General features: G+C 70.9%; 18 protein-coding genes. 17 read left to right on the top strand and 1 reads right to left on the bottom strand.

Annotated elements, in window-relative coordinates:
* Window positions 1–9: 9 nt before the first annotated feature.
* From ABZZ79_RS05405 to ABZZ79_RS05375, 7 genes are all read left to right on the top strand, one after another.
* Entirely contained in the window at window positions 10–1,050 is a 1,041-nt protein-coding gene (locus ABZZ79_RS05405; RefSeq protein ID WP_356686726.1) for a substrate-binding domain-containing protein, read from the top strand.
* A 122-nt stretch (window positions 1,051–1,172) separates the two neighbouring features.
* Complete coding sequence (locus ABZZ79_RS05400; RefSeq protein WP_356686724.1) at window positions 1,173–2,738, top strand: sugar ABC transporter ATP-binding protein; 1,566 nt, start codon at window positions 1,173–1,175, stop codon at window positions 2,736–2,738.
* Entirely contained in the window at window positions 2,735–3,766 is a 1,032-nt protein-coding gene (locus ABZZ79_RS05395) for an ABC transporter permease (RefSeq protein WP_356686722.1), read from the top strand. Before ABZZ79_RS05400 ends, ABZZ79_RS05395 begins: the two co-directional genes overlap by 4 nt.
* Before the next feature lie 25 nt (window positions 3,767–3,791).
* Window positions 3,792–4,718, top strand: coding sequence for an SMP-30/gluconolactonase/LRE family protein (locus tag ABZZ79_RS05390; RefSeq protein WP_356686720.1), 927 nt, complete (start codon window positions 3,792–3,794; stop codon window positions 4,716–4,718).
* Window positions 4,715–5,350 (top strand): bifunctional 4-hydroxy-2-oxoglutarate aldolase/2-dehydro-3-deoxy-phosphogluconate aldolase, encoded by a 636-nt coding sequence (locus ABZZ79_RS05385; protein ID WP_356686718.1) that lies wholly within the window; start codon window positions 4,715–4,717, stop codon window positions 5,348–5,350. The genes ABZZ79_RS05390 and ABZZ79_RS05385 overlap by 4 nt, the downstream gene beginning before the upstream one ends.
* Complete coding sequence (locus ABZZ79_RS05380; RefSeq protein ID WP_356686716.1) at window positions 5,347–6,288, top strand: sugar kinase; 942 nt, start codon at window positions 5,347–5,349, stop codon at window positions 6,286–6,288. The genes ABZZ79_RS05385 and ABZZ79_RS05380 overlap by 4 nt, the downstream gene beginning before the upstream one ends.
* A gap of 956 nt (window positions 6,289–7,244) precedes the next feature.
* On the top strand, window positions 7,245–10,883 hold the full coding sequence (locus ABZZ79_RS05375) for a glycoside hydrolase family 2 TIM barrel-domain containing protein (RefSeq protein WP_356686714.1): 3,639 nt from the start codon (window positions 7,245–7,247) through the stop codon (window positions 10,881–10,883).
* A gap of 11 nt (window positions 10,884–10,894) precedes the next feature.
* On the opposite strand, the gene ABZZ79_RS05370 is transcribed toward ABZZ79_RS05375, so the two are convergent.
* Window positions 10,895–11,587, bottom strand: a complete 693-nt coding sequence (locus ABZZ79_RS05370; protein WP_356686712.1) for an FCD domain-containing protein — start codon at window positions 11,585–11,587, stop codon at window positions 10,895–10,897.
* A 198-nt stretch (window positions 11,588–11,785) separates the two neighbouring features.
* Between ABZZ79_RS05370 and ABZZ79_RS05365 the strand changes: the two genes are divergently transcribed.
* From ABZZ79_RS05365 to ABZZ79_RS05320, 10 genes are all read left to right on the top strand, one after another.
* Window positions 11,786–11,962 carry a hypothetical protein gene (locus tag ABZZ79_RS05365; protein WP_356686710.1) on the top strand — a complete coding sequence of 59 codons (177 nt, stop codon included), beginning with the start codon at window positions 11,786–11,788 and terminating at the stop codon, window positions 11,960–11,962.
* A 169-nt stretch (window positions 11,963–12,131) separates the two neighbouring features.
* Window positions 12,132–12,899: an SDR family NAD(P)-dependent oxidoreductase gene (locus ABZZ79_RS05360; RefSeq protein ID WP_356686708.1), complete on the top strand. Its 768-nt coding sequence runs from the start codon at window positions 12,132–12,134 to the stop codon at window positions 12,897–12,899.
* Between the two features lie 64 nt (window positions 12,900–12,963).
* Window positions 12,964–13,677 (top strand): FadR/GntR family transcriptional regulator, encoded by a 714-nt coding sequence (locus tag ABZZ79_RS05355; protein ID WP_356686706.1) that lies wholly within the window; start codon window positions 12,964–12,966, stop codon window positions 13,675–13,677.
* Entirely contained in the window at window positions 13,674–14,819 is a 1,146-nt protein-coding gene (dgoD, locus tag ABZZ79_RS05350; protein ID WP_356686704.1) for a galactonate dehydratase, read from the top strand. Before ABZZ79_RS05355 ends, dgoD begins: the two co-directional genes overlap by 4 nt.
* Window positions 14,813–15,673, top strand: a complete 861-nt coding sequence (locus ABZZ79_RS05345; RefSeq protein ID WP_356686702.1) for a hypothetical protein — start codon at window positions 14,813–14,815, stop codon at window positions 15,671–15,673. Before dgoD ends, ABZZ79_RS05345 begins: the two co-directional genes overlap by 7 nt.
* Window positions 15,670–16,296 carry a bifunctional 4-hydroxy-2-oxoglutarate aldolase/2-dehydro-3-deoxy-phosphogluconate aldolase gene (locus ABZZ79_RS05340; RefSeq protein WP_356686700.1) on the top strand — a complete coding sequence of 209 codons (627 nt, stop codon included), beginning with the start codon at window positions 15,670–15,672 and terminating at the stop codon, window positions 16,294–16,296. The genes ABZZ79_RS05345 and ABZZ79_RS05340 overlap by 4 nt, the downstream gene beginning before the upstream one ends.
* Window positions 16,293–17,258, top strand: a complete 966-nt coding sequence (locus ABZZ79_RS05335; protein ID WP_356686698.1) for a sugar kinase — start codon at window positions 16,293–16,295, stop codon at window positions 17,256–17,258. The genes ABZZ79_RS05340 and ABZZ79_RS05335 overlap by 4 nt, the downstream gene beginning before the upstream one ends.
* Window positions 17,259–17,285: 27 nt before the next feature.
* Window positions 17,286–18,164, top strand: a complete 879-nt coding sequence (locus ABZZ79_RS05330) for an SMP-30/gluconolactonase/LRE family protein (RefSeq protein WP_356686696.1) — start codon at window positions 17,286–17,288, stop codon at window positions 18,162–18,164.
* Window positions 18,165–18,668: 504 nt separating this feature from the next.
* Window positions 18,669–21,086 carry a beta-N-acetylglucosaminidase domain-containing protein gene (locus ABZZ79_RS05325; protein WP_356686694.1) on the top strand — a complete coding sequence of 806 codons (2,418 nt, stop codon included), beginning with the start codon at window positions 18,669–18,671 and terminating at the stop codon, window positions 21,084–21,086.
* A 670-nt stretch (window positions 21,087–21,756) separates the two neighbouring features.
* Window positions 21,757–22,144: glycoside hydrolase family 20 zincin-like fold domain-containing protein (locus ABZZ79_RS05320; RefSeq protein WP_356686692.1), on the top strand; the 388-nt coding region annotated here is incomplete at its 3' end.

The following is a 22,144-nucleotide window of genomic DNA, read 5'->3' as shown; positions in this document are numbered from 1 at the left end:
GGAGCCACCATGTTCCGTTCCAACCGCCGACACGTCGTGATCGCCACCGGACTGCTGCTCACCCTGGGGCTGAGCACCGCCTGTTCCTCCGGCAAGGAGACCGCCGCGGAGGACTCCGTCGCGAAGGTGGACGGCAAGATCTCGATCACCTATCTGCAGAAGCAGGGCGACCAGGAGTACTTCGTGGGCGAGGCGGCCGGCGCGAAGGCGAAGGCCGACGAACTGGGCATCGACCTCAAGGTGGTGAACCTCGGCAACGACGCCAACAAGACGATCAGCGAGGTCCAGTCGTCCATCGCCCAGAAGGCCAACGGCGTCATCGTCGTCGTCCCCGACCCGGCCGTGGGCCCGCAGGTCGTCCAGACCGCCCGGGACGCCGAGGTCGCTCTGCTCACCTCCGACGACCAGATCTGCACCACCGGCCCTGACCCGGCCACGTGCGCCAAGACCGACCTCGTCCCGCGCGTCGGCTTCAGCGGCGCCCAGATGGGAGACGAGGTCGGCAAGCGGGCCGCCGCCGAGTTCAAGAAGGCGGGCTGGAAGGCGGCCGACACCCGTGTCATCTCCGCCTGGAAGCAGGACGTCACGGTCTGCGGCGACCGGGTGACGGGGGCGAAGAAGGCGTTCGAAGCGGCCGTCCCCGGAGTCAAGAACATCGACGTCCCCACCGACAACACGCCCACCGGCGCCCAGGACAAGATCGCCGCCACCCTCACCGCCAACCCCGGCGTCAAGAACTGGGTCGTCTGGGGCTGCAACGACGAGAACGTCGCGGGTGGCGTCACCGCGCTCCAGAACGCCGGCATCAAGCCTGACAACATCATCGGTGTCGGCCTCGGGGCCTACCTCGCCTGCAAGGAGTGGCAGTCGGGCAAGCCGTCCGGCATGAAGGCCGCGCTGTTCATCAACGGCAAGGACGTCGGCGCCCTGGCCGTCCAGACCATGTACGACAAGCTCAAGAACGGCAAGGACTTCCCCGCGGAGGCCTTCGCCCCGACCACCATGGTCGACGCGAGCACCTGGAAGTCGGCCGGTCTCAGCTGCGGCTGACCCCCGGCCGGCCGGTGACGCGCTCCGCCGCGACCACCGGCCTCCGCCCCGGCCCGCCCCGTCCCGAGCGGCGGGCAGGGGCCCCTTCTCCACCGCACCACAGCTTCGAGGTGAACCGACACATGACCACAGCACCCCGTCCGAAAGACCCTCCGCACTCTCCCGTCTCCCTCGGCGTGGCAGGGGTCGTCAAACGGTTCGGCGCCGTCCAGGCCCTCGGTGGCGTCACGCTCGACTTCCCGGCCGGCGAGATCACCGCCCTGATGGGCGAGAACGGTGCGGGCAAGTCCACCCTGCTGAAGATCCTCACCGGCGACCACCAGCCCACCGAGGGCCACGTCGTCGTGGACGGCGAGCGCGTCGTACTCGACGCCCCCGCCAAGGCCCGCGCGTCCGGCATCCGGATCATTCCGCAGGAACCCGAGATCATCCCGCACATCTCGGTCGCCGAGAACGTCTACGCCGGCGCACTGCCCCGCCGGCGCGGCCGCGGGTTCGACCGCGCCGAGTTGCGCCGCCGCATCGAGTCGGATCTGGAGCGGCTCGGTTTCGGCGGCGTCCTCGACCCGGCCCTGCTCGGCTCCCAGCTCACGCCCGCCCAGCGGCAGTTGGTGGAGATCATGCGGGCCCTGACCGGGGACTCCGAGCTCCGGCTGATCGCGTTCGACGAGCCCACCTCCTCCCTGTCCGAGCACGAGGTGGAGGCGCTCTTCACGCTGATCCGACGGCTGCGGGACCAGGGCATCGCGGTCGTGTACGTCTCCCACCGCATGCAGGAGATCTTCCAACTCGCCGACCGGATCGCCGTCCTGCGCGACGGCAGCCTCGCGGGCGTCCAGGACGCGGCCGACACCGACGAAGCCGCGCTCGTCCGCCTCATGGTCGGCCGCGACCTGTCCGCCATGTTCTCCCGCGAGCGCGTCACCCCCGGCCGGATCGTCCTCGACGTCCAAGGTGTCACCACCGACGACGTCACCGGCATCGACCTCCAGGTCCGCGCCGGCGAGGTCGTCGGCCTCGCCGGACTCATCGGCGCCGGACGCTCGGAACTCGCCCTTGCCCTCGCCGGTGACCTGCCGGTCCGTTCCGGCACCGCCACCCTCGACGGCACCCCGCTGCGCTTCGGCAGCCCCGGCCAGGTCATCGAGGCCGGCCTGGGCCTCGCCCCCGAGGAACGCAAGGCACAGGCGCTCTTCCTCCAGCGCTCGATCCGCGACAACACCTCCACCGTCGTGCTGGACCGGCTGCGTCGCTTCCGCCTCGTCCGGCGCGCGGCGGAGAAGAAGGTCGCGCAGGAGTACGTGGACCGGCTGCGGGTCCGTACCCCCTCCATCGAGCACGAGGTGCGCAAGCTGTCCGGAGGCAACCAGCAGAAGGTCGTCCTGGCCCGCTGGCTGGCCCGCAAGCCGAAGGTGCTGATCCTGGACGAGCCCACCCGGGGCATCGACGTCGGCGCGAAGGCGGAGATCTACCAGATCATCGCCGACCTGGCCGAAGAGGGCGTGGCCCTCCTCGTCATCTCCTCGGAACTGCCCGAGCTCCTCGGGCTCGCCGACCGGGTCGTCGTCATGCAGGGCGGCCGGATCACCGGCGAACTCGACCGCAGCGAAGCCACCGAAGAATCCATACTCGCCCTCGCGATGGCGGACGACATCGTCGGCGCCCACGCCTCTGGAGCCTCCGCATGAGCATCACCAGCACCTCGCCCGACACGAAGAACCCGGCGAACTCCTCCGAACCTCTGCGGCCGAAGCGGTTCGCCGGCCTCGGCGGGCAGAACCTCAGCCTCATCGGAGCACTCCTCCTCGTCCTCGTCCTCTTCGGGACGCTCAACGAGAACTACCTCAGCCTGTCCAACATGCAGGTGATCGCCGAGGCCGCGACCATCACCGGTCTCCTCGCGGTCGTCCAGACCGTGGTCATCATCTGCGGCGGCCTCGACATCTCCGTCGGCTCCCAGGTCGGCGTCGCCTCCGTCGTCAGCGCCATGGTCTTCACCGGCACCGGCTCCAACGCCGTCGTCGGCATGCTCGCCGCGATCGGCGTCGGTGTGCTCGTCGGCGTCGTCAACGGCCTCGTCATCGTCTACGGACGGGTCAACCCCACCATCGCCACCCTCGCGGGCCTCGCCGCCTACAAGGGCCTCGCCCAGTTGCTGTCCGACGGCCGCGCGCAGGGTTACGTCCTCAGCAACGACTTCTTCGTTTTCCTCGGCCGGGGCAAGATCGCCGGACTGCCCGTCATGGTCTGGATCCTCGTCGTCACCGCACTGGCCGTGCACCTGATGCTGAAGTACACGGACATCGGCCGCAATCTGTACGCCATCGGCGGCAACGACACCGCCGCCCGCCTCGCCGGCATCAACATCAACAAGTACCTCATCGCCGTCTACGCCCTCATCGGTGTCGTCGCCGCCATAGCCGGCATCCTGCTCACCGCGCGCACCGGCTCCGGCCAGCCCGTCTCCGGCAGCGAGGGCCTCGAACTCAAGGCCATCACCGCCGCCGCGCTCGGCGGCTGCGCCCTCAAGGGCGGCAAGGGCTCCATCGGCGGCACCCTCCTCGCCGTCGCCCTCCTCGGCTGCCTGGAGAACGGCCTCACCGTCGAAGGCATCAACACCTTCTGGCAGAACGTCGCCCAGGGCGCCCTCCTCGTCATCGCCGTCGTCATCCAGCAACGACGGAGCGGGGAACGCGCTGTCGGACTCCCTCACTGACCCCTTCTGAGGAGAGGAGCCGGGCATGCAGCACTTGAGCGCCGTTCCCTGCGGCCCCGTCCCGGGCCGCCTGACGGAAGGACCTGTGTGGGACCAGCGGTCCCAGGAGTTGCTGTGGGTCGACATCACCGCGGGTCTTTTTCACCGAGGTTCGCTGGGCACCCGCGGTGACGGCACCGGTCTGCCCGACGTCGTGCGCCGGACGACACTCGCGCTCGACAGCACCGTCGGCGCCGTCCATCCCTGTCGCAGCGGCGCGACCATCGCCGCCGTCGGCACCTCCATCCAGATGCTGAGCCTCACCGATGGCCGTGCGGAGGAAGTCGCCACCGCACCGCTCCCCGCGGACGGGATACGGCGGCGCTTCAACGACGCGGGGTGCGACCCCCGCGGCAGGCTGCTCGTCGGGACGATGGCCACCGACGTGGTACCCGGCGCGGGAGCTCTCTACCTCCTCGAGCCTCAAGGGCTGCGCGTCCTCATGGAGTCCGTGACCGTCTCGAACGGCCTCGCCTGGAGTCCCTGCGGACAGCTGCTCTACTACGCGGACAGTGCGACAGGGCGCGTGGACGTCTTCGACTACGATCTCGCCACCGCCACGCCCAGTCGGCGCAGACCGTTCGTGGAAGTCAGCGGCGGCGTTCCCGACGGACTCACGGTCGACCGTGACGGAAGCCTCTGGGTCGCCATCTGGGGAGCCGGACAGGTGCGGGCGTACGCGTCCGACGGCACCGCCCACACGCAGGTTTCGGTGCCCGCGTCGCAGGTCTCCAGCGTGACATTCGCCGGCCCGCGGCTGGACATCTTGATCATCACCACCGCCGCCGAAGGTCTCACGCGGGACGAGCGTCGTGCGCAACCTGATGCCGGTCGGTTGTTCGTGTGCAGACCGGGATCCACCGGGCTGCCCGCAGTGCCCTTCGACGACCTCACACGCCAGGAGATCCCATGACCCCCCTCGCCGCCGCCCTCGCCGCCGCACCCGTGGTAGCGATTCTGCGGTCCACCTCCGCCAGTCGATTCCCGGAGGTTGCCGACACCCTGCGCCAGGAAGGCATCCGGGCCGTCGAGTTCACCCTCAGCACGCCCCATGTCCTGGACGCGCTGCGTGAATACGCCCAGAGCCTTCCGGACGGTACCGTCCTGGGCGCCGGGACGGTCACGACCCCGCGCGAGGCCGAGGCCGCGGTGGCCGCCGGCGCGGCCTACTTGATCACCCCTGCCACGTCGCTGGAGGTCATCGCGGAGGGGCGCCGCCTCGGTGTGCCGGTGCTGCCCGGCGCCCTCACCCCGACGGAGATCCTCTCGGCCTGGCGGGCGGGCGCCGCGATGGTGAAGCTGTTTCCCGCGTCCGTCGGCGGCCCGGAATACCTGCGCGCTGTCCGGGCGCCTCTGCCTGACATTCCGCTCGTCCCCACCGGTGGCATCTCCCTCGACGAGGCACCGGCCTACCTCGCCGCGGGCGCCGCAGCGCTCGGCATGGGCGGCCCGCTGGTGGGAGACGCCTGCGCCGGCGGTGACCTCGACGCTCTGCGTGAACGTGCCGCCCGGCTCATCAACCTCTTGGAAGGACTCCCCGTATGACCGATCTCGTGACCCTGGGCGAGGCCATGGCGGTCGTCGCATCGACCGATCTGGGACCGCTTGCCCCCGGGCACAGCGCGCGGCTGTCCTTCGCGGGTGCCGAGGCGACCGTCGCCATAGGTGTCCGTCGGCTCGGGCACACCGCGTCCTGGATCGGCAAGGTGGGCGACGACGCCGCCGGCTCGATGATCCTCGCGGGCCTGCGAGCGGAGGGAGTCGATGTCTCCGGTGCCGGCGTCGAGCCGAGCCTGCCCACCGGCCTCATGCTGCGGGAGCGCCGCACCAGCGATCACACCCGTGTGGCCTACTACCGCAGGGGACTCGCGGGCTCCAGTCTCTCCCCGGACGACGTGGACGAACATCTCGTGGCCGGCTCTCGCCTCCTTCACATCACCGGTATCACTCCCGCGCTGGGCGGCACAGCCTTGGAGGCGGTGCGACAGGCCGCAGACATCGCCCGCCGGGCCGGCGTCACGGTGTCGCTCGATGTCAACTACCGGTCGCTCCTGTGGTCCCGCGGCGAAGCCGCCGCGGCTCTCGGCTCACTGGTGCGCCGGGCGGACATCGTGTTCGCCGGCCCGGAGGAGGCGCGACTCTTCGTCGACGGCTCCTCCCCCCTGTCCATGGCGCGGGCGTTGGCCGACCTCGGCCCTCGGCAGGCGGTGATCAAGCTCGGGGCGGACGGGGCCGTCGCCGTCGTCGACGGTGCGGTCGTCGAACAGCCCGTGGTCCGCGTCACCGCCGTAGACCCGATCGGCGCGGGGGACGCCTTCGTCGCCGGATACCTGGCGGCCCACCTGGACGGAGCCGAGCCCATCGAGCGACTGCGTACCGCGGCGACCTGCGGAGCCTTCTCCGTCGCCGTCATGGGCGACTGGGAGGGCCTGCCGCGCAGGAACGAGCTGTCGCTGCTCGGCGGCGGAGACGTTCACCGCTGACCGGCCGGCCGCCACCGAACGCCTCGTGGACGGTCGGTGGCGGCCGACGACCGCCAGGCGCTACGGAGCGGCGAGTTCAGCAGCTCAGACCTCCTCGGCCACGGGACCGGTCAAGTCCCAGACGTTGCTTCCCATCCGCTCCCTCATGTGGTGCGGAGCAAAGGGTGTTGCCGCGACACCACCGTGGGTTCGGCGGCCAGTCCGTTCAAGACGGTTTCCAGGGGGTGCGCCGACGTCGCCGTCGGCGGCGGGGCCCGCCTCATCCGGGATCCGGGCGGCACCCACCGGGAGGGGTCTCTGCAGTCGGCCTCGGGCAGCGCCGGAGCGGCCGGCACCCTCGCGCCGCTGGATGTGTTGTCATGGCCCGGTCATGCTTCCTCCGATGCCGGCCGCTTCCTTGCCGTTCGCCGTCCTGCCGTCCGCCAGGATCTCGAAGACCGCCGTCCCGAGACCCCGATCTCGTCACCCCGGCCCGGTCTTCGCGGCCTCCGCGGAGCACTTCCCGCCGCTGGCAGACCCGGCGCTGCTCAAGGCGTGCGCGGCAAGGGCGTTGGTGACGACCTTGCCGCGGAGAGGGCGGCTTGCCGTCGCCGACCGCGCTCTCGCCGCTGCTTGTGTCATGGCCTCAACGGTCCAGCCCTGGGGTGCGCCGAGCGCGACGGAGACCTCGTCGGGCCCGGAATGTGCGCGACCGGTTCTTGGCGGTCGCATCAGGTGGTGTTGAGACCTGTTGCGTGGACGGCGGGGCGACTTCATGGATCCCTCGCTTCGGGCGAACTGCACCGACCTGTGTCACGGCCCTTGTCCGAGAGGGGGAGTGGGCCCTATACATACCTGGCAGCCATGTTGCTAAGAAAGGCACGACCGTGACGTCATCTGATTCCTGCGCATCCCCCGGCCGCCGTGACGGCGAGTCGGCACCTAGCGCTTTGACCAGGCGAAACATCCTGAAGAGCATGGCCGCGGCCGGTGTCCTCGCCGCCGTCGGCGATATCTTCACGGCTGCTCCCGCGAGTGCCGCCACCATGGCGCTCCCGGTGGTGCCGCCGCTTCCCGAGACGGTCTCGGGAGTCGCCGCCCCGCGCATCCCCCTCACCTCCGGCTGGCGCTGGACGTCCACGCCGCCGGCGTCGTTCTGGACGTCCGGCACCAACATCTCGTCCTGGGACGCGGTATCCGTCCCGGGCGAACCCGCGCTCCAGGGCAAGACCGTCCCGTCCAACGCCGAATGCGCCTATGCGGTCAAGGTCGTCATCCCCGCCGACTTCGCGAACCGGCGCGTGATGCTCCGCTTCGACGGCGTCTACAGCTTCGCGCGTCTGTGGGTCAACGGCACCGCGGTGCGCACCCACGACGGCGGATTCACCACCTGGTACGCCGACATCACCTCGCTCGTCAGCCCGGGCCGGGAAGCCGTCATCACCCTGGGCGTGACCGACCGTCCGACGAGCATCGCCGCACAGTCCGCCTACGCCAAGCACATCATCGGCGGCATCCTTCGCGACGTGACCCTGGTGGCGCTGCCCAAGGCGCACCTCACCCGGCTCCACGCCGACACGACGTTCGACGCCTCCTACACCGACGCCACGCTGACCGTCACCGCGGCCGGAGCCCTCACCGGAAGCCAGAACGGCACCGTCGACCTCGCCCTCACCGATCCGCAGGGCCGAGCGGTCGCGCTCTCCCCGTCCCGCATCAGGCTGACCGGCTCGACGCCGCAGAACACGGCGGCCATCTCGGTCAAGGCCCCACGCAAGTGGGACGCGGAGCACCCGAACCTCTACACGCTCACCGCCACGTACACCTCCGGCAACCAGACGCAGACCGTGCGGCGGGAGATCGGTTTCCGCCAGGTCAAGGCGGAGGGCAACCAGCTGCTGGTGAACGGCAAGCCGGTGCACCTGCTCGGCGTCTGCCACCACAGCATCTCGCCCGGCGAGGGGCGCTCGGCGGGCCCTCTCCTGGAGGAGCAGGCGGTACGCCTCTACAAGGAGGCCAACTGCAACTTCATCCGCACCTCGCACTACCCCCCGACCCCGGCGCTGCTCCAGTGGGCGGACCGCCTCGGACTCTATGTCGAGCTGGAGGCGCCCGTGTGCTTCCAGTACGACACCGTGGACGACCCGGCGTACACCGAGCAGTACATGTCCCAGTTCGCCGAGATGATCGAGCGGGACCGCAGCCACGCCTGTGTCGTCGAGTGGTCCGTCGGCAACGAGAGCGGCATGGGCCGCAACTTCGCCGCGGAGAACACCTACGCCCACGAGGTCGATCCGTCGCGCCCCACGGTCTTCGAGGACGTACAGCAGCGCAACGGCGGCAACCAGACCGACATCTACGCCGGTCACTACCCCAACCTGTGGAACGCGAACGGCAACTGGTACCAGCCGATCCAGTACGGTGAGTTCGCCCACGTCGCCTGCTACAACACAGCCACGCTTCAGGCCGACCCCGGAGCCCGGGACTTCTGGGGCCACAGCATCGACAAGTTCGCGGAGAAGTTCCGCACCACGAGCGGGGTGGTCGGCGGCGCGATCTGGGCCGCGATCGACGAGGTGTTCCACCTGCCCAACGGCCCGGTCGGCTACGGCGAATGGGGTGTCATCGACCTGTGGCGGCGCCGCAAGCCCGAGTTCTGGCTGACCCAGAAGGCGTTTTCCCCGGTCCGCATCGCCGACGGCGTCCTCACGGGACAGAGCCCGGGCGCCGCGATCACCGTGCCCGTCACGAACTGGTACGACCACAGCAACCTGAGCGAACTCGCCATCACCTGGCAGATCGGCGGGAGGTCGGGAACGCTCACCGGCGTCGACGTGGCGGCCCGGCAGACCGGGTCCCTGACCGTCCCGGCCGGCCCCTGGGCGGCGGGGGACACCCTCCGGCTGACCTTCCGCCGAGGCGGAGCGCTGGTCGACGAGTACCGGCTGTGGCTGAACAGCCGCAGGACACCGGACGTCCCGCCGGCGGGCGGCGCCGCTCCCACCGTCGAGGAGAGCGCCGACCGGATCGTGGTCACCGGAGTCGACGTGCCCTTCACGGTTGTGTTCGACAAGAGCACGGCGCGGCTGACCGAGGCCACGGCCGCCGGCCGGCGCGTGATCACCGACGGTCCCGATCTCGTGATCTCGCGTGCCGTCCCGGGCCGGTGGACCGGTTCCTCGGCCACGGCCACCACGACCGGCGGGCAGGCGGTCGTCACCCTCACCGGGCGCTTCGGCGACATCGACACCACGATCAAGGTGGCGGTCGACGGCCGGGGTCTGCTGACCACGACGTACACGATCGCCAACCCGCCTTCCGGTGAGGTCACCGACGTCGGCGTGCGGTACGTGCTGGCGGACGGGACCGACACCCTCACCTGGCAGCGGGACGGACAGTGGACGGCCTACCCCGACGACCACATCGGCCGGGCGTCCGGAACCGCGCTGAAGCACCGCGCGTCCGGAAGCGACGGCTACGGCACGCAGCCCCAGTGGCCGTGGGCCCAGGACACCCACTCGTACTTCCTCTTCGGCAAGAACAGCCCCGCGCACTGGACCAACGACTTCCGCAGCACCAAGCTGAACGTCAGGATCGCCAAGGCGACTGCCGGGGCCTCGGGTCCCGGTGTACAGGTCGAGTCGGACGGGGAGGACGCCGTACGACTGGCCCCGGTCGAACCGCCGCTCGTCGACGACGCCGACCCCGCCATCGTCTACACCGGCGCGTGGACACACGCGGACCCCAGCGCCGGGTACACGGCGGGCGACCTGTTCGGCACGGAGTCCTTCACCAACGTCACCGGGGACAAGGCGGAGTTCACCTTCACCGGCACCGGCGTCGGGTTCTACTCCGCGAAGGCGGACAACCTCGGCATCGTGAAGATCTCCGTGGACGGCAGGCAGGAGGCCCTGCTCGACCTGTACGGACCGGGCAAGCTCCCGGCCCAACTGGTCTTCCGCAGCGCGGCGCTGCCGTACGGGCGGCACACCATCACCGTCGAGTGCACCGGCTCCAAGAACGCGGAGTCCAAGGACACCTTCGTGGTCGTCGACGCCTTCCGCGCGGTGAGCACGGTGATCGACGACGCGTCGCCCGGCGTCCGCTACGCCGGATCGTGGACCCACGCGGACGCGTCGGAGCCGTTTACCAGCGAAGACCTCGGGCACACCGAGTCGTTCAGCAACAACGCCGACGACACGGCGACCGCCGCGTTCCACGGCACGGGCGTGCGCGTGATCTGCCCCAAGGGCCCCAACCTCGGCATCGTCGCGATCTCGGTCGACGGCGGGCCCGTCACCGAGGTGGACCTGTACGCCTCTGCCAAGCAGTTCCAGCAGCGGGTGTTCGAACGGACCGGCCTGAGCCAAGGCGAACACACCGTGACCGTCCGGGTGACCGGCCGCAAGAACGCCGCCTCCGCCGACGCCTACGTCAGCCTCGACGCCGTCGAGGCGCTCGGCGGGGACCCCTTCGGCATGGACACGGCCGCCGTCGGCCTGATCGTCAGCGCCCGCGTGAACTACCCCGACCTCGCCTGGGGCAACTACGTGGACCCGTCGATCAGCCTGTGGGCCGGATGGACCGGCACGGCCCGGGTGCGCCTGCTGGGGTGACGGCCCGCCCGCTACAGGCCGAGGTCATGACCCGTCTCCGTGAGGTGATCGGTCATGGCCTTGGCCGCACCGTCCTCGTCGCCGGCCGCGACGGCGTCGAGGATGCGCTGGTGCGCTTCCACGGTGGCGTCCTGCCGGGCGCCGCGCCGCGCCCTGCCCCGGTAGCTCGCCCGGCGGGCCTCGACGAGCACGCCGTTCATGGCCGCGAGGATGAACGAGAAGAGACCGGAGACCGCCAGGTCCGCCACCGCCTGGTGGAAGGCGAGATCGCCGGCGATGAACGCCTCCGCGTCGGTGGCCTCGCGCATCGCGTCCAGCGCACGCTCGGCATCCTTCGTCGAGCCTTCGCCGGCCGCGACCCGCGCCGCCGCCCGCCGGGCCAGCTCAGCTTCGATCACCCGACGGGTGTCCAGCAGGTCCTGGAAGTCCATGGCGTCCTGGCTGAGGCGGAAGTCGAGGATCTGCTCCAGTACCGCCGGAGTGGGCAGGGCCACCCTCGCGCGCTTGCCCTGGCTGGATACCAGGACCCCCCGGGCCACGAGCGTGCGGATCGCCTCCCGCACGGCGAGCCGGTTGACGCCGCACCGCTCGGCGAGCTCTGCCTCGGCGGGGATCTCGTCGCCCGCGCGCAGACCCCGCTGCTTGATCTCCTCGATGATCTCCTGCACCACATGGTGGCTCAGGGTCGTCCGGCTGATCGTCATGCGGTCACTCTCTCATCCGTTCCGTCACCCGTGGCACCTGGGTGTCCGGCCCCCGGCCAGCATTTGACAGCTTAGCTGCTAAGCTCCGCGCTCTCGGAACGGACGTGGCGATCCGGGCGACAGCCGGCCCGCCATGGGAGAGCTGGGGTGTCGCCTGGTGGGCGGACTCCGGCAGGGCGATTTCATCGCAGTCGCCAGATGCGGCAACTCGGCCTCGCGGCCGATGACTTCACCGAGGCCGAGCGGGTGGGTGAGCGGATCAGCCTGGGTACCGGCCGGAAAGCCCAGCCGTCCGCGGAGCGAACCGTCGACCGGATCCGCGCCGAGTACGGCCCCGGCGTGATCGGCCCCGCGGCAGCCCTGCGCGCCTGCTGACCCCGCGAAGGGCCCACCGTGCCACGGCCGGCCCGGTTCGATCGCCTGCCCCGGGCGAGGGGCGCTCGACGGTGGTGGCTCGGGGGTCGTTCGGTTGCCGATCTCGAGTGCGCGAGGCACCCGACGGGAAGATATTTGCATAATTAATGCATCGTTGTATGTTGGCGGCATGCCAGAGCAGACCCTTCGCAGGTTCGAGAATCGAGTGGCGGTGATCACCGGTGCCTCCTCCGGTATCGGCGCCGCCACCGCGCGACGTCTGGCCGCGGAGGGCGCGGCGGTCGTGGTCGTGGACATCGCCGACGCCGCGGGGCGCGCGACCGTGGAAGGGATCACGGAGCAGGGCGGCCGGGCCGAGTACTGGCACGGCGATGTGACGGCCGCGTCCATGTGGGACGAGCTGGCGCGGCACGTCGTCTCGCGGTACGGGCGGCTGGACGTCCTCCACAGCAACGCCTACGCGGTGGTCGTCAAACCCGCGCACGATCTGACGGAGGCGGAGTGGGACGGCCAGCTGGCAGTCACACTGAAGGCCGCGTGGCTGGGAATGCGCGCCTTCGCCGGAACCCTGAAGGACAGCGGCGGCTCGGTGGTGCTCACCTCCTCCGTTCACGCCCTGATCGGTCTGGCCGGGCATCCCGCGTACGCTGCGGCCAAGGGCGCGCTGTGCGCGCTCGGTCGCCAACTGGCCGTCGAATACGGGCCGCAGGTGCGGGTCAACACCGTCGTGCCCGGACCGATCATGACGGCGGCGTGGGACCGCGTGGACGAGGACAGCCGCGCCGACAGCGTGGCCGAGACGGTCGCGAAGCGGTTCGGCACGCCCGAAGAAGTGGCAGCCACGGTCGCGTTCCTCGCCTCTGCCGACGCCTCCTTCGTCACCGGCGCGAGCCTCGTCGTGGACGGCGGCTGGTCCGTCGTCAAGGCTTCCGCGTGACACACATCAAGATCGACGCGCCGGTCGTGCGGAGCCTGACCGGGCGCATGGACGGGGAGCCCCTGTGAACCAGCCGTCTCGCGGCCTCTACCAGCAGATCGTCGACATCATCGGTGAGCGGATCGTCGGTGGTGTCCACCCGCCGGGGTCGTCGCTCTATCCGGACCGGTTGGAGCAGGAGCTCGGGGTCAGCAAGACCGTGCTCCGCGAGGCGTTCCGGGTCCTGGCCTCCAAGGGGCTGATCGATTCACGGCAGAAGCGCGGCACGTTCGTCCGGCCTCGTGCGGACTGGAACCTCCTCGACGGCGACCTCCTGCGCTGGCAGGGCACCGGTGTCCCCGACGAGAACTTCATGGCCAACCTCGGCGAGGTGCGGTCCATCGTCGAGCCGGCCGGAGCTCGTCTCGCCGCCCAGCGGCGAAACGATGACGACCTCGCCCAACTCGCCGATGCCCTGGAACGCATGGCGGCGGCAGGCGGTGACACCGATGCCATGGTCGAGGCCGACCTAGCCTTCCACCGGGCTCTGCTGGCCGCCGCCCACAACGAACTGCTCACCCGCATGGAGGTCGTCCTCGAAGCGGGTCTGCGCGTGCGCGACCACCTGGTGCACGGCAGGGACGAGTGGGCGGACGCCGTCCCCGCGCACGGCGCTGTCCTGGACGCAGTGCGGTCCCGGGACCCGGACGCCGCCGAGCGCGCCGTCCACCGTCTGCTCGCCCAGGCCGCCGCCGACCTCGACAGCCTGATACACGACCCCGCCAGGGAGACCGGATGAAGATCACAGGCCTGGAGACGTTTCTCGTCGCGCCACGCTGGCAGTTCCTGCGCATAGCCACCGACGAAGGGATCACGGGGTGGGGTGAACCCGTGGTGGAGGGCCGTGCCGAGACCGTCCGTGCCGCCGTGCACGAGCTCGCCGACTACCTCATCGGCGAGGACCCCCTGCGTATCGAGCACCACTGGCAGGTGCTCACCAAGGGCGGCTTCTATCGCGGGGGGCCGGTACTCTCCAGCGCCGTCGCCGGCATCGACCAGGCACTGTGGGACATCAAGGGCAAAGCGTACGGGGTGCCCGTGCACCAGCTGCTGGGCGGCCCGGTCCGCGACCGGCTGCGCGTGTACGCGTGGATCGGCGGCGACAACCCCACGCACGTCGCCGAGCTCGCACAAGAACAGGTGGAAGCCGGCTTCACCGCGGTCAAGATGAACGGATCCGCCCAGATGCGGTTCATCGACACCCCCGCCCAGACGAAGGCGGTCGTCGACCGGGTGGCTGCCGTGCGTGAAGTCCTCGGCGACGACCGGGACGTGGCGGTCGACTTCCACGGCCGGATGTCGACCGCCATGTCCCGGCGCGTCCTCCCCCTGCTGGAGCCGCTGCACCCGCTGTTCGTGGAGGAGCCCGTCCTGCCGGAGCACGCCCGCGATCTGCGCCGCCTCGTCGATGCGACCACCGTGCCGCTCGCCTGCGGGGAACGGCTCTACTCCCGCTGGGACTTCCGTGACGTGCTCACCACGGGGATCGCCGTCGCCCAGCCCGACCTGTCGCACGCCGGTGGCATCTCCGAGGTCCGGCGCATCGCCGCCCTCGCCGAGATCCATGACGTCGCCATGGCCCCCCACTGCCCGCTCGGCCCGATAGCACTCGCGGCAAGCATGCAGATCGGCTTCGCGACGCCGAACTTCCTCATCCAGGAACAGAGTCTCGGCATCCACTACAACCGCGGCAACGACCTGCTCGACTACCTCCTCGACACGGAACCGTTCCGCTTCACCGACGGGCATGCCGCTCTGCCCACCAAGCCCGGGCTCGGTATCGACATCGACGAGGACGCCGTACGTCGAGCGGCCGAGCACGGGCATCGCTGGCGCAACCCCGTCTGGTCGCACGAGGACGGAGCGTTCGCGGAATGGTGAATCACGTCGTTCTGTCCGCCGAGACCGACCTCGACCACGGCGGACGGTGGACCAGCCTGCGTGGCGGCGGACGGGAGTGGCTCTGGCACCGACCCGACCCCGACCGCGCCTCGGTCGGACCCGGCGACGCGTTCGTCGACGCGGGCGGCCTGGAGGAGTGCCTCCCCACGGTGCGCGGCATCCCGGACCACGGCGACGCGTGGTCGCGCCCCTGGCGGCGGGAAGGCGACACGGACGCGCTCCACCACACCGACTTCACACTGCGCCGACGCCTGCGGCCGGGCCCGGCGGGTGCGCTGTGCGCCGCGTACCACCTGTCCGCCGAGCCCGGATACCGACTCGTCTGGGCAGCGCACGCCCTGCTGGACCTGACCGAGGACGCACGCCTGGTCGCGCCCGAAACGACACCTACCAGACTGTTCCCCGAGTCACTCCCTCTGATCGACACGCCGTGGCCCGTGACGGCCCGCCATGTGACCGGCCCGTGGCCCGCGCCCTTCGGAGTGCGCCTGGACCGCCTGGGCCCCGACGACGGCACAGCGGTGGGCGCGATACTGACAGGATGCCGTCACATCACCGTGATCGACGGCTCCGACCGGCTGTCGCTCTCCCTGCGCACCGACGCCGACGTGCCCGTGTCCGTCGCCCTGTGGCGCAACCTGCGCGGATTCCCCCGCACCGGTACGCCCTACCGGAGCATCGGCGTCGAGCCGATGCTGGGCGCCGTCTTCGACCTCTCCGAGGCCGGACCGGGCGACGCGGCCATAGTGCCGTCGTCCGGCGAACTGCGCTGGGAACTGTGGATCACCGCCGACCGCGGCCCCGCCGCCGCCCCTGACGAGAGCACCGGATGAAGCTCACCGAACTGCCGTACCGCACCCTCGCCATCGTCCGCGGAAACAACCGCGACGCCGCCCTGCGCACGGTCATCACCCTCGCGGAGGAAGGCATCACCGCCACCGAGGTGTCCCTCACCACCGCCGACGCCCCCTGGGTGATCGAACAGGCCCGCCGCGAACTCGGCTGCCTCGCCACACTCGGCGCGGGTACGGTTCTGACCGCCGCGGACGCCGCCCGAGCCGCCGACGCCGGGGCCGGCTTCCTCGTCACCCCGGGAACCGTGGACGATCTGAAGCACGGCGCTGCGAGCGAACTTCCCGTTCTCATGGGTGCGCTGACACCCAGTGAGGTCATCTCGGCCACCGGACGCGGAGCGCTCGCCGTCAAGCTCTTCCCCGCCTCTCTCGGCGGGCCGGGCTACCTGACAGCACTGCGCGCGCCCTTCCCGTCGGTTCCCTTCCTGCCCGTAGGCGGCATCGACGCCGCCTCCGCCGCCCTCTACCTCGCCGCCGGTGCTGTCGCCGTCGGTGTCGGCTCGCCTCTCATCGGCGACGCCGCGGACGGCGGTGACCTGGCGGCGCTGCGCGTCCGCGCCGCACGGTGGCGCGCCGCCCTCGCCGAGGCGGTGGCAGGATGACCGCCGCCCCGGGGCCGGAAGTCGTGACCGTCGGTGAGGCCATGGCCGCCTTGCGGGCCACCGGGCCCATACCGCTGGCGCCTCCCATGGAGCTGTCGATCGCCGGTGCGGAATCGAACGTCGCCATCGGACTGGCCCGGCTCGGTCACCGCGTCGGCTGGGTCGGCGCCGTAGGGGATGACGAGTTCGGCACGCTCGTGCTGCGCACGCTGCGCGCCGAACAGGTCGACGTCACACATGTGCGCACCGACACCGACGGGCGGCCCACCGGCCTGCTCGTACGAGAGGACGGCATCGGCGACCTTGTCACGGTGCGCTACTATCGCGCCGGTTCCGCCGGCTCGGCGATCCGGACCCCGGATGTGCTCGCCGCCCTGCGTCCCGGGCTGCGCATCCTGCACCTGACCGGCATCACCCCGGCCCTCGGTCCGTCGGCCGCCCAGGCGGTCGAGGCCGCGGCCTCCCGAGCCCGGGAACTGGGTGCCACGGTCTGTTTGGACGTCAACTACCGGGCACGGCTGTGGACCCAGGGCGAAGCCAGGCGGGCACTGCTGCCGCTGGCCCGGAACGCCGACATCGTCGTGGCATCGGCGGACGAACTCCACCTCATCACCGACGACCCGGCCCTCGACGAGAAGGACGCGCTCACCGCGCTTCTCGCCCAGGGGCGACGCGAAGTCGTCATCACACGCGGTGGCGACGGAGCCAGTGTCACCGCCGCCGCAGGCACCGTCGGCGTCCCCGCCCGCCGTGTGCCCGTCCGTGATGTCGTCGGCGCGGGTGACGCGTTCGTCTCCGGCTACCTCTCCGGGCTGCTCGACGGACTCGACACCGACGGCCGCCTCCAACGCGCCATCAACAGCGGTGCCTGCTCGGTCGCCACCCGTGGCGACTGGGAGGACCTTCCCGGCAGGCGCGACCTCGCTCTCCTCGACAGCCCCGCGGGTACCACCCTGCGTTAGCCGCGTTCACCACGAAGGAGAGGCACCATGCGACGTCCCGTGCCGCAGGCCGAAGTCTGGGCGCCGGGGGACTTCGAACTCGCCGAAGGAGCCCGCTGGGTGGACGGCCGACTGGTCTTCGTCGACATCCTGTCCGGACGCCTCCTCGAACTTCCCGCCGAGGCGCCTCGCCACGCCAGGGAGCTCCTGCGTCTGGACATGCCACTCGGCGCCGTCGCCCCCGTCGCCGGGCGCCCCGGCCACTGGATCGCGGCCGCCGGAACCGGCATCGCTCTGCTCGCGCCCGACGGAAAGTCCGACTGGCTGGCACGCCCCGAAGAGCATTCGCCCGTTCCCACCCGGATGAACGACGGCGTGTGCGACTCCCGCGGCAGGTTCTGGGCCGGCAGCATGCCCTACGACGGAACCCCGGGCGCCGGTTCGCTCTACCGCACCGACGTCGACGGGTCCGTACACCGCGTACTCGACGGCCTGACCATCGTCAACGGGCCCGCCTTCAGCCCCGATGGCAGTACGCTCTACCTGGCCGACAGCGCGGCAGGCGTCATCTACCGCTGCGCTCTCGACACCGAGGGCAACCTCACGAGCCGGGACGAGTTCGCCCGCGTCGGCCACGGCGGCTCGCCCGACGGCATGACCGTGGACACCAGCGGCCGCCTCTGGGTGGCCATCTGGGGGAACGGCGCCGTCCACTGCTACGACGACAGCGGCGCGCTCGACGCCACCGTGCGCCTGCCCGCCCTCCAACCCACCTCGGTATGTCTGCATCCGGCGGGTGGGCGCCTGCTGGTCACCACAGCGAGGATCGGCCTGTGCGAACCGGGTATCGCGGGAGCCGTCCTCACCGTCCCGGTCGACGCTGCCGCACCAGCCGCCTGCGCATACGGACAGCCACCCGGTACCTGACGGACCGCACTCGGGTGCCGCAGTAGAGGCCATGTCTACGTAGCTGTCGCGAATCGGTTCAGCATGCCATCAGGGGGCCGTCGAGACGAGGGCGCGGTCGGCGACTGCCCGCGCCGGCGGCTGTGACGTGCGGCGCAGCGGGCCAGGCTTCAAAGGTGTGTTGAATTCTGTTGTTTCTCTTGCCTTTCTGGTTGGTGACTTCCAGGTGTCCGGCCATCGAGGCTTCGGATGGGTCGCCCCTCTGCCGGTGACCCGCTGTGACCTGGCGTCGGCGGGTCCTCGGAGCCCGGGTCACCTGCGGGCGAGGGGCGGGCGGGGCCCCGTCGGCGGAGCTGCCGCCGATGGCATCTCCGCGCGGACCGTGATGGGTGGCTCGTCCGCGTCCACCCCGGCCTCGCACGGTGCCGGCTCAACATCGCTTGCATACCGCCCTCTTGAGTGCGGAGCCCGGCGCGTTCTACGATGGACGCCCCCCAAGTGGTCTAGACCAGTTCGGAAGGTTCTGTGAAGAAGCAAAGAGCTGCCACCGCAACATGCCTGGCCCTGGCGAGCGCTCTCGCCCTGAGTGCGCTCTCCTTCGTACCGCCCGCCCACGCCATCGACGCGTCCGCCGCCACCCTCGCCCCGCTGCCCCCCGTCTCGCCCAACCCCCAGTCCATCGCCCGCTCCGGCGCCGACGCGGTCGTCACCGGCCGGGTGCTCGTCGTCGCCGACGAGGACACCGACACCGCCGCTCGCCAACGGCTCGTCGCCGAACTCAAGTCCCACGGCGCCGACCGCGTCGACGTCGTGGCCCCGGACGCCGTGCCCGCAGCCGCGGCAGGCCTGCTCACCGTGCGGCTGGGCCCGGCCGCACGGCCCGACATCGCCGCCGCCCTCAAAGGCACCGCCGCGCCCGCCCGAACCGAGGGTTACGCCCTGCGCGTCGCAGGAGGCAGCGGAGGCCGCCGCCAGATCGCGCTCGGCGGCCACGACGAGGCCGGCCAGTTCTACGCCGTACAGACACTTCGTCAGCTGTTCGTCCTCGACGACGAAGGCGAGGAGGAGCGGTGGACCGTGGCAGGCGCCGAGGTCCGTGACTTCCCCGCCATGCCGCTGCGCGGCACCATCGAGGGCTTCTACGGCCTGCCCTGGACGCATGCCGAGCGCCTGGACCAGATGGACTTCTACGGTGACGTCAAGGCCAACACCTATGTCTACGCACCCAAGGACGACCCCTACCACCGCGGCAAGTGGCGCGAACCCTACCCGGCGGAGAAGCTCGCCGAACTGGGCGAACTGATACACCGGGCGACGGACAACCACGTCCGCTTCACCTTCGCCGTCTCGCCCGGCGAGTCGATCTGCTACTCCGACCCCGCCGACCGCCAGGCCCTCAAGACCAAGCTCCAGGCGCTCTACGACCTCGGCGCCCGGGCCTTCTCCGTCCCGCTGGACGACATCAGCTACACCCGGTGGAACTGCGCCGGCGACCGCACCGCGTACGGGTCGCCCGGCCGGACCGCGGCCGCCCGGGCCCAGGTGGACCTCCTCAACGACGTGCAGCGCGACTTCGTCGCCACCCACCCCGGTACGCAGCCGCTCCACATGGTTCCGACGGAGTACGGCGACCTCACCGACACCACCTACAAGCAGACTCTGCGCGCCGCCCTGGACCCGGCCGTCGTGGTGATGTGGACCGGCACCGACGTCGTCCCGCCGAAGATCACCAACGAGGAGGCCGACAGGGCGTCGGCGCTGTTCGGACGCAAGGTGTTCGTCTGGGACAACTACCCGGTCAACGACTTCGGCAACACCAGCGGACGGCTGCTGCTCGCCCCGTACGACAAGCGCGAGGCCGGCCTGTCCCAGCATCTGTCCGGCATCGTGGCGAACCCGATGAACCAGCCGTACGCCTCCAAGGTCGCCGTATTCGGCGTCGCGGACTTCACCTGGAACGACGCCGCCTACGACGCCGCCGCGAACCACCGGCGCGCCATGGCCTACCTCGCCGGCGGCGACCAGCCGTCCACCGACGCGCTGCTCGTCTTCGGCGACCTCCAGCATCTCGCGCCGACGTTCGGCTCCACGCCCTGGCAGCCGCAGGCACCCGAACTCACCCAGCGCATCGCCCGGTTCTGGTCGGAATGGGACTCCGGCGACCGCGCCCGGGCCGTGACGGATCTGCGCGCGTACGCCGAGGCGATCCAGCAGGCCCCCTCGGTCATACGCGCCGGCCGGGTCGAACCCGGCTTCACCGCCGACGCCGCCCCGTGGCTCGACGCCACCGCGCTGTGGGGTGAGGCCATGACCGGCATGCTCGACGCGCTCGACGCCCGGCAGTCCGGTGACAAGGAGCGCGCCGAAACCCTGCTGGCCCGGTCACGGACCCTCCAGGAGCAGGCGCGTGCCGTGCGCGTGCTACCCGCCCGCAACACCTGGGGCAGCGCACAGGCCAAGGTCGGCGACGGCGTCCTCGACGTCTTCCTCGTCCAGGCCGACGTCCGGCTCCAGCTGTGGGACATCGCCGGGGGCGGCCAGAACCTCGCCCTGAACGGAACGGCGAGCGCCTCCAGCGTCGAACAGAACCTCGACCGGCTGGCCGCCCGGCATGTCAACGACGGTCTGATGGGCACTCGCTGGGCCTCCGGCTACGCGGACGACTCATGGGTCCAGATCCGGCTCGCCGCCCCGGCGAAGGTCGCCGCGGTGACACTCGCCTGGGAAGGCGCCTGTGCCGCCGAGTACACGATCCAGACCTCCGTCGACGGCACGGAGTGGACGACCGTGTCCACGCAGAAGCCGGACGGCTGCGGCAACGACGTCGTACGCCTCACCAGCGGCGAACCCGTGACGTACGTCCGGATGCAGGGCGTCCGCCGCAAGACCTCCTGGGGTTACTCCCTGTACGAGATGGGGGTGTACGGAGCCCCGGTCTCCTGACCCACCCCCGCCGGAAACGGGAACGGGGAAGCATCGAAAGGTGCCCCAGGCCGGTGCGACGCTGACCGACGCATCGGCACCTCGACGGGGGCAGGGCTCTCAGCCCTGCCCCCGTTCCTGTCTGTGTTGTTTCGCGCTCCTCGGCGCGGGCCACGTCGGCCGCGAGCGTGACCGTCCGGCGCGCAAACCGCCGCGCGCACCCTCTGCTCCTGGGTTTCGTCGGTGATCCGCGCGCCGACGCCCGGTTGAGCCGCGCCTGCCGCAGGCCACTCCAACGTGATGATCCAATGTGGCGTCACTTTCCCGCTGGTTGGCGTCAGCGCGCTCGCGGGTCGGCTTCCGTGCGGCTGAGGTCCCGGGGGCCGGGCGGCGGCCGAAGAGTGAGGGCCCGGTGCGGTCGGGGCGGAAAACTACGGGCGGGTACGGGTTGACTCGCCTTCCCCGCTCCTGCCACCTTTTGATCGAAGCTGCTTGGAACTAAGCAGTTGGAAGCAGTTTCACGCACAAGTCTGGTCCAATGTCGCTTGCTGCGGGGAGAATGTCGTCACGGCCCTGCCCTCCGGCACCGCCCCGCTCGCTTCGTCACGGCTGACCTGACCGTCCCCATCGACCCTCCATCCCTCCAGCCGTACGGCCTCACCCCGCTCTGGGTTTCCGAAGGAGTACGTACATGCGCCTGTCGCACAGCCGAAGCCGCGGCTTCGGCATCCTCGCCGCTCTCACCCTCGCCGTCCCCCTCCTGGCAGGTGTGGACGAGCACCGTGCCGTGGCGGCCACCCTGCCGCCGCCGCCGGCGATCGTGCCGCAGCCGGTGTCCGAGACCGCCGTGTCGGGCAGCGGGTTCACGCTCACCGCCCAGACCCCCGTCGACGTGGTCTCGACGGACCCCGACGCTGTCGCAGTCGGCAGCTATCTGTCCGGACTGCTGGCGCCGGCCACGGGCTACACGCTGCCCGTGGTCACCAGCTCGCAGCCGCAGTCCCAGGCCCTTGTGCTCGACCCGAACGGCCCGTCCAGCCTGGGGGCCGAGGGATACACCCTGTCCTCGAACAGCGGGG

This window comes from Streptomyces sp. NPDC006458, assembly GCF_040612135.1.
Classification (GTDB): domain Bacteria; phylum Actinomycetota; class Actinomycetes; order Streptomycetales; family Streptomycetaceae; genus Streptomyces.
This window is presented reverse-complemented; position numbering and strand designations above follow the sequence as displayed.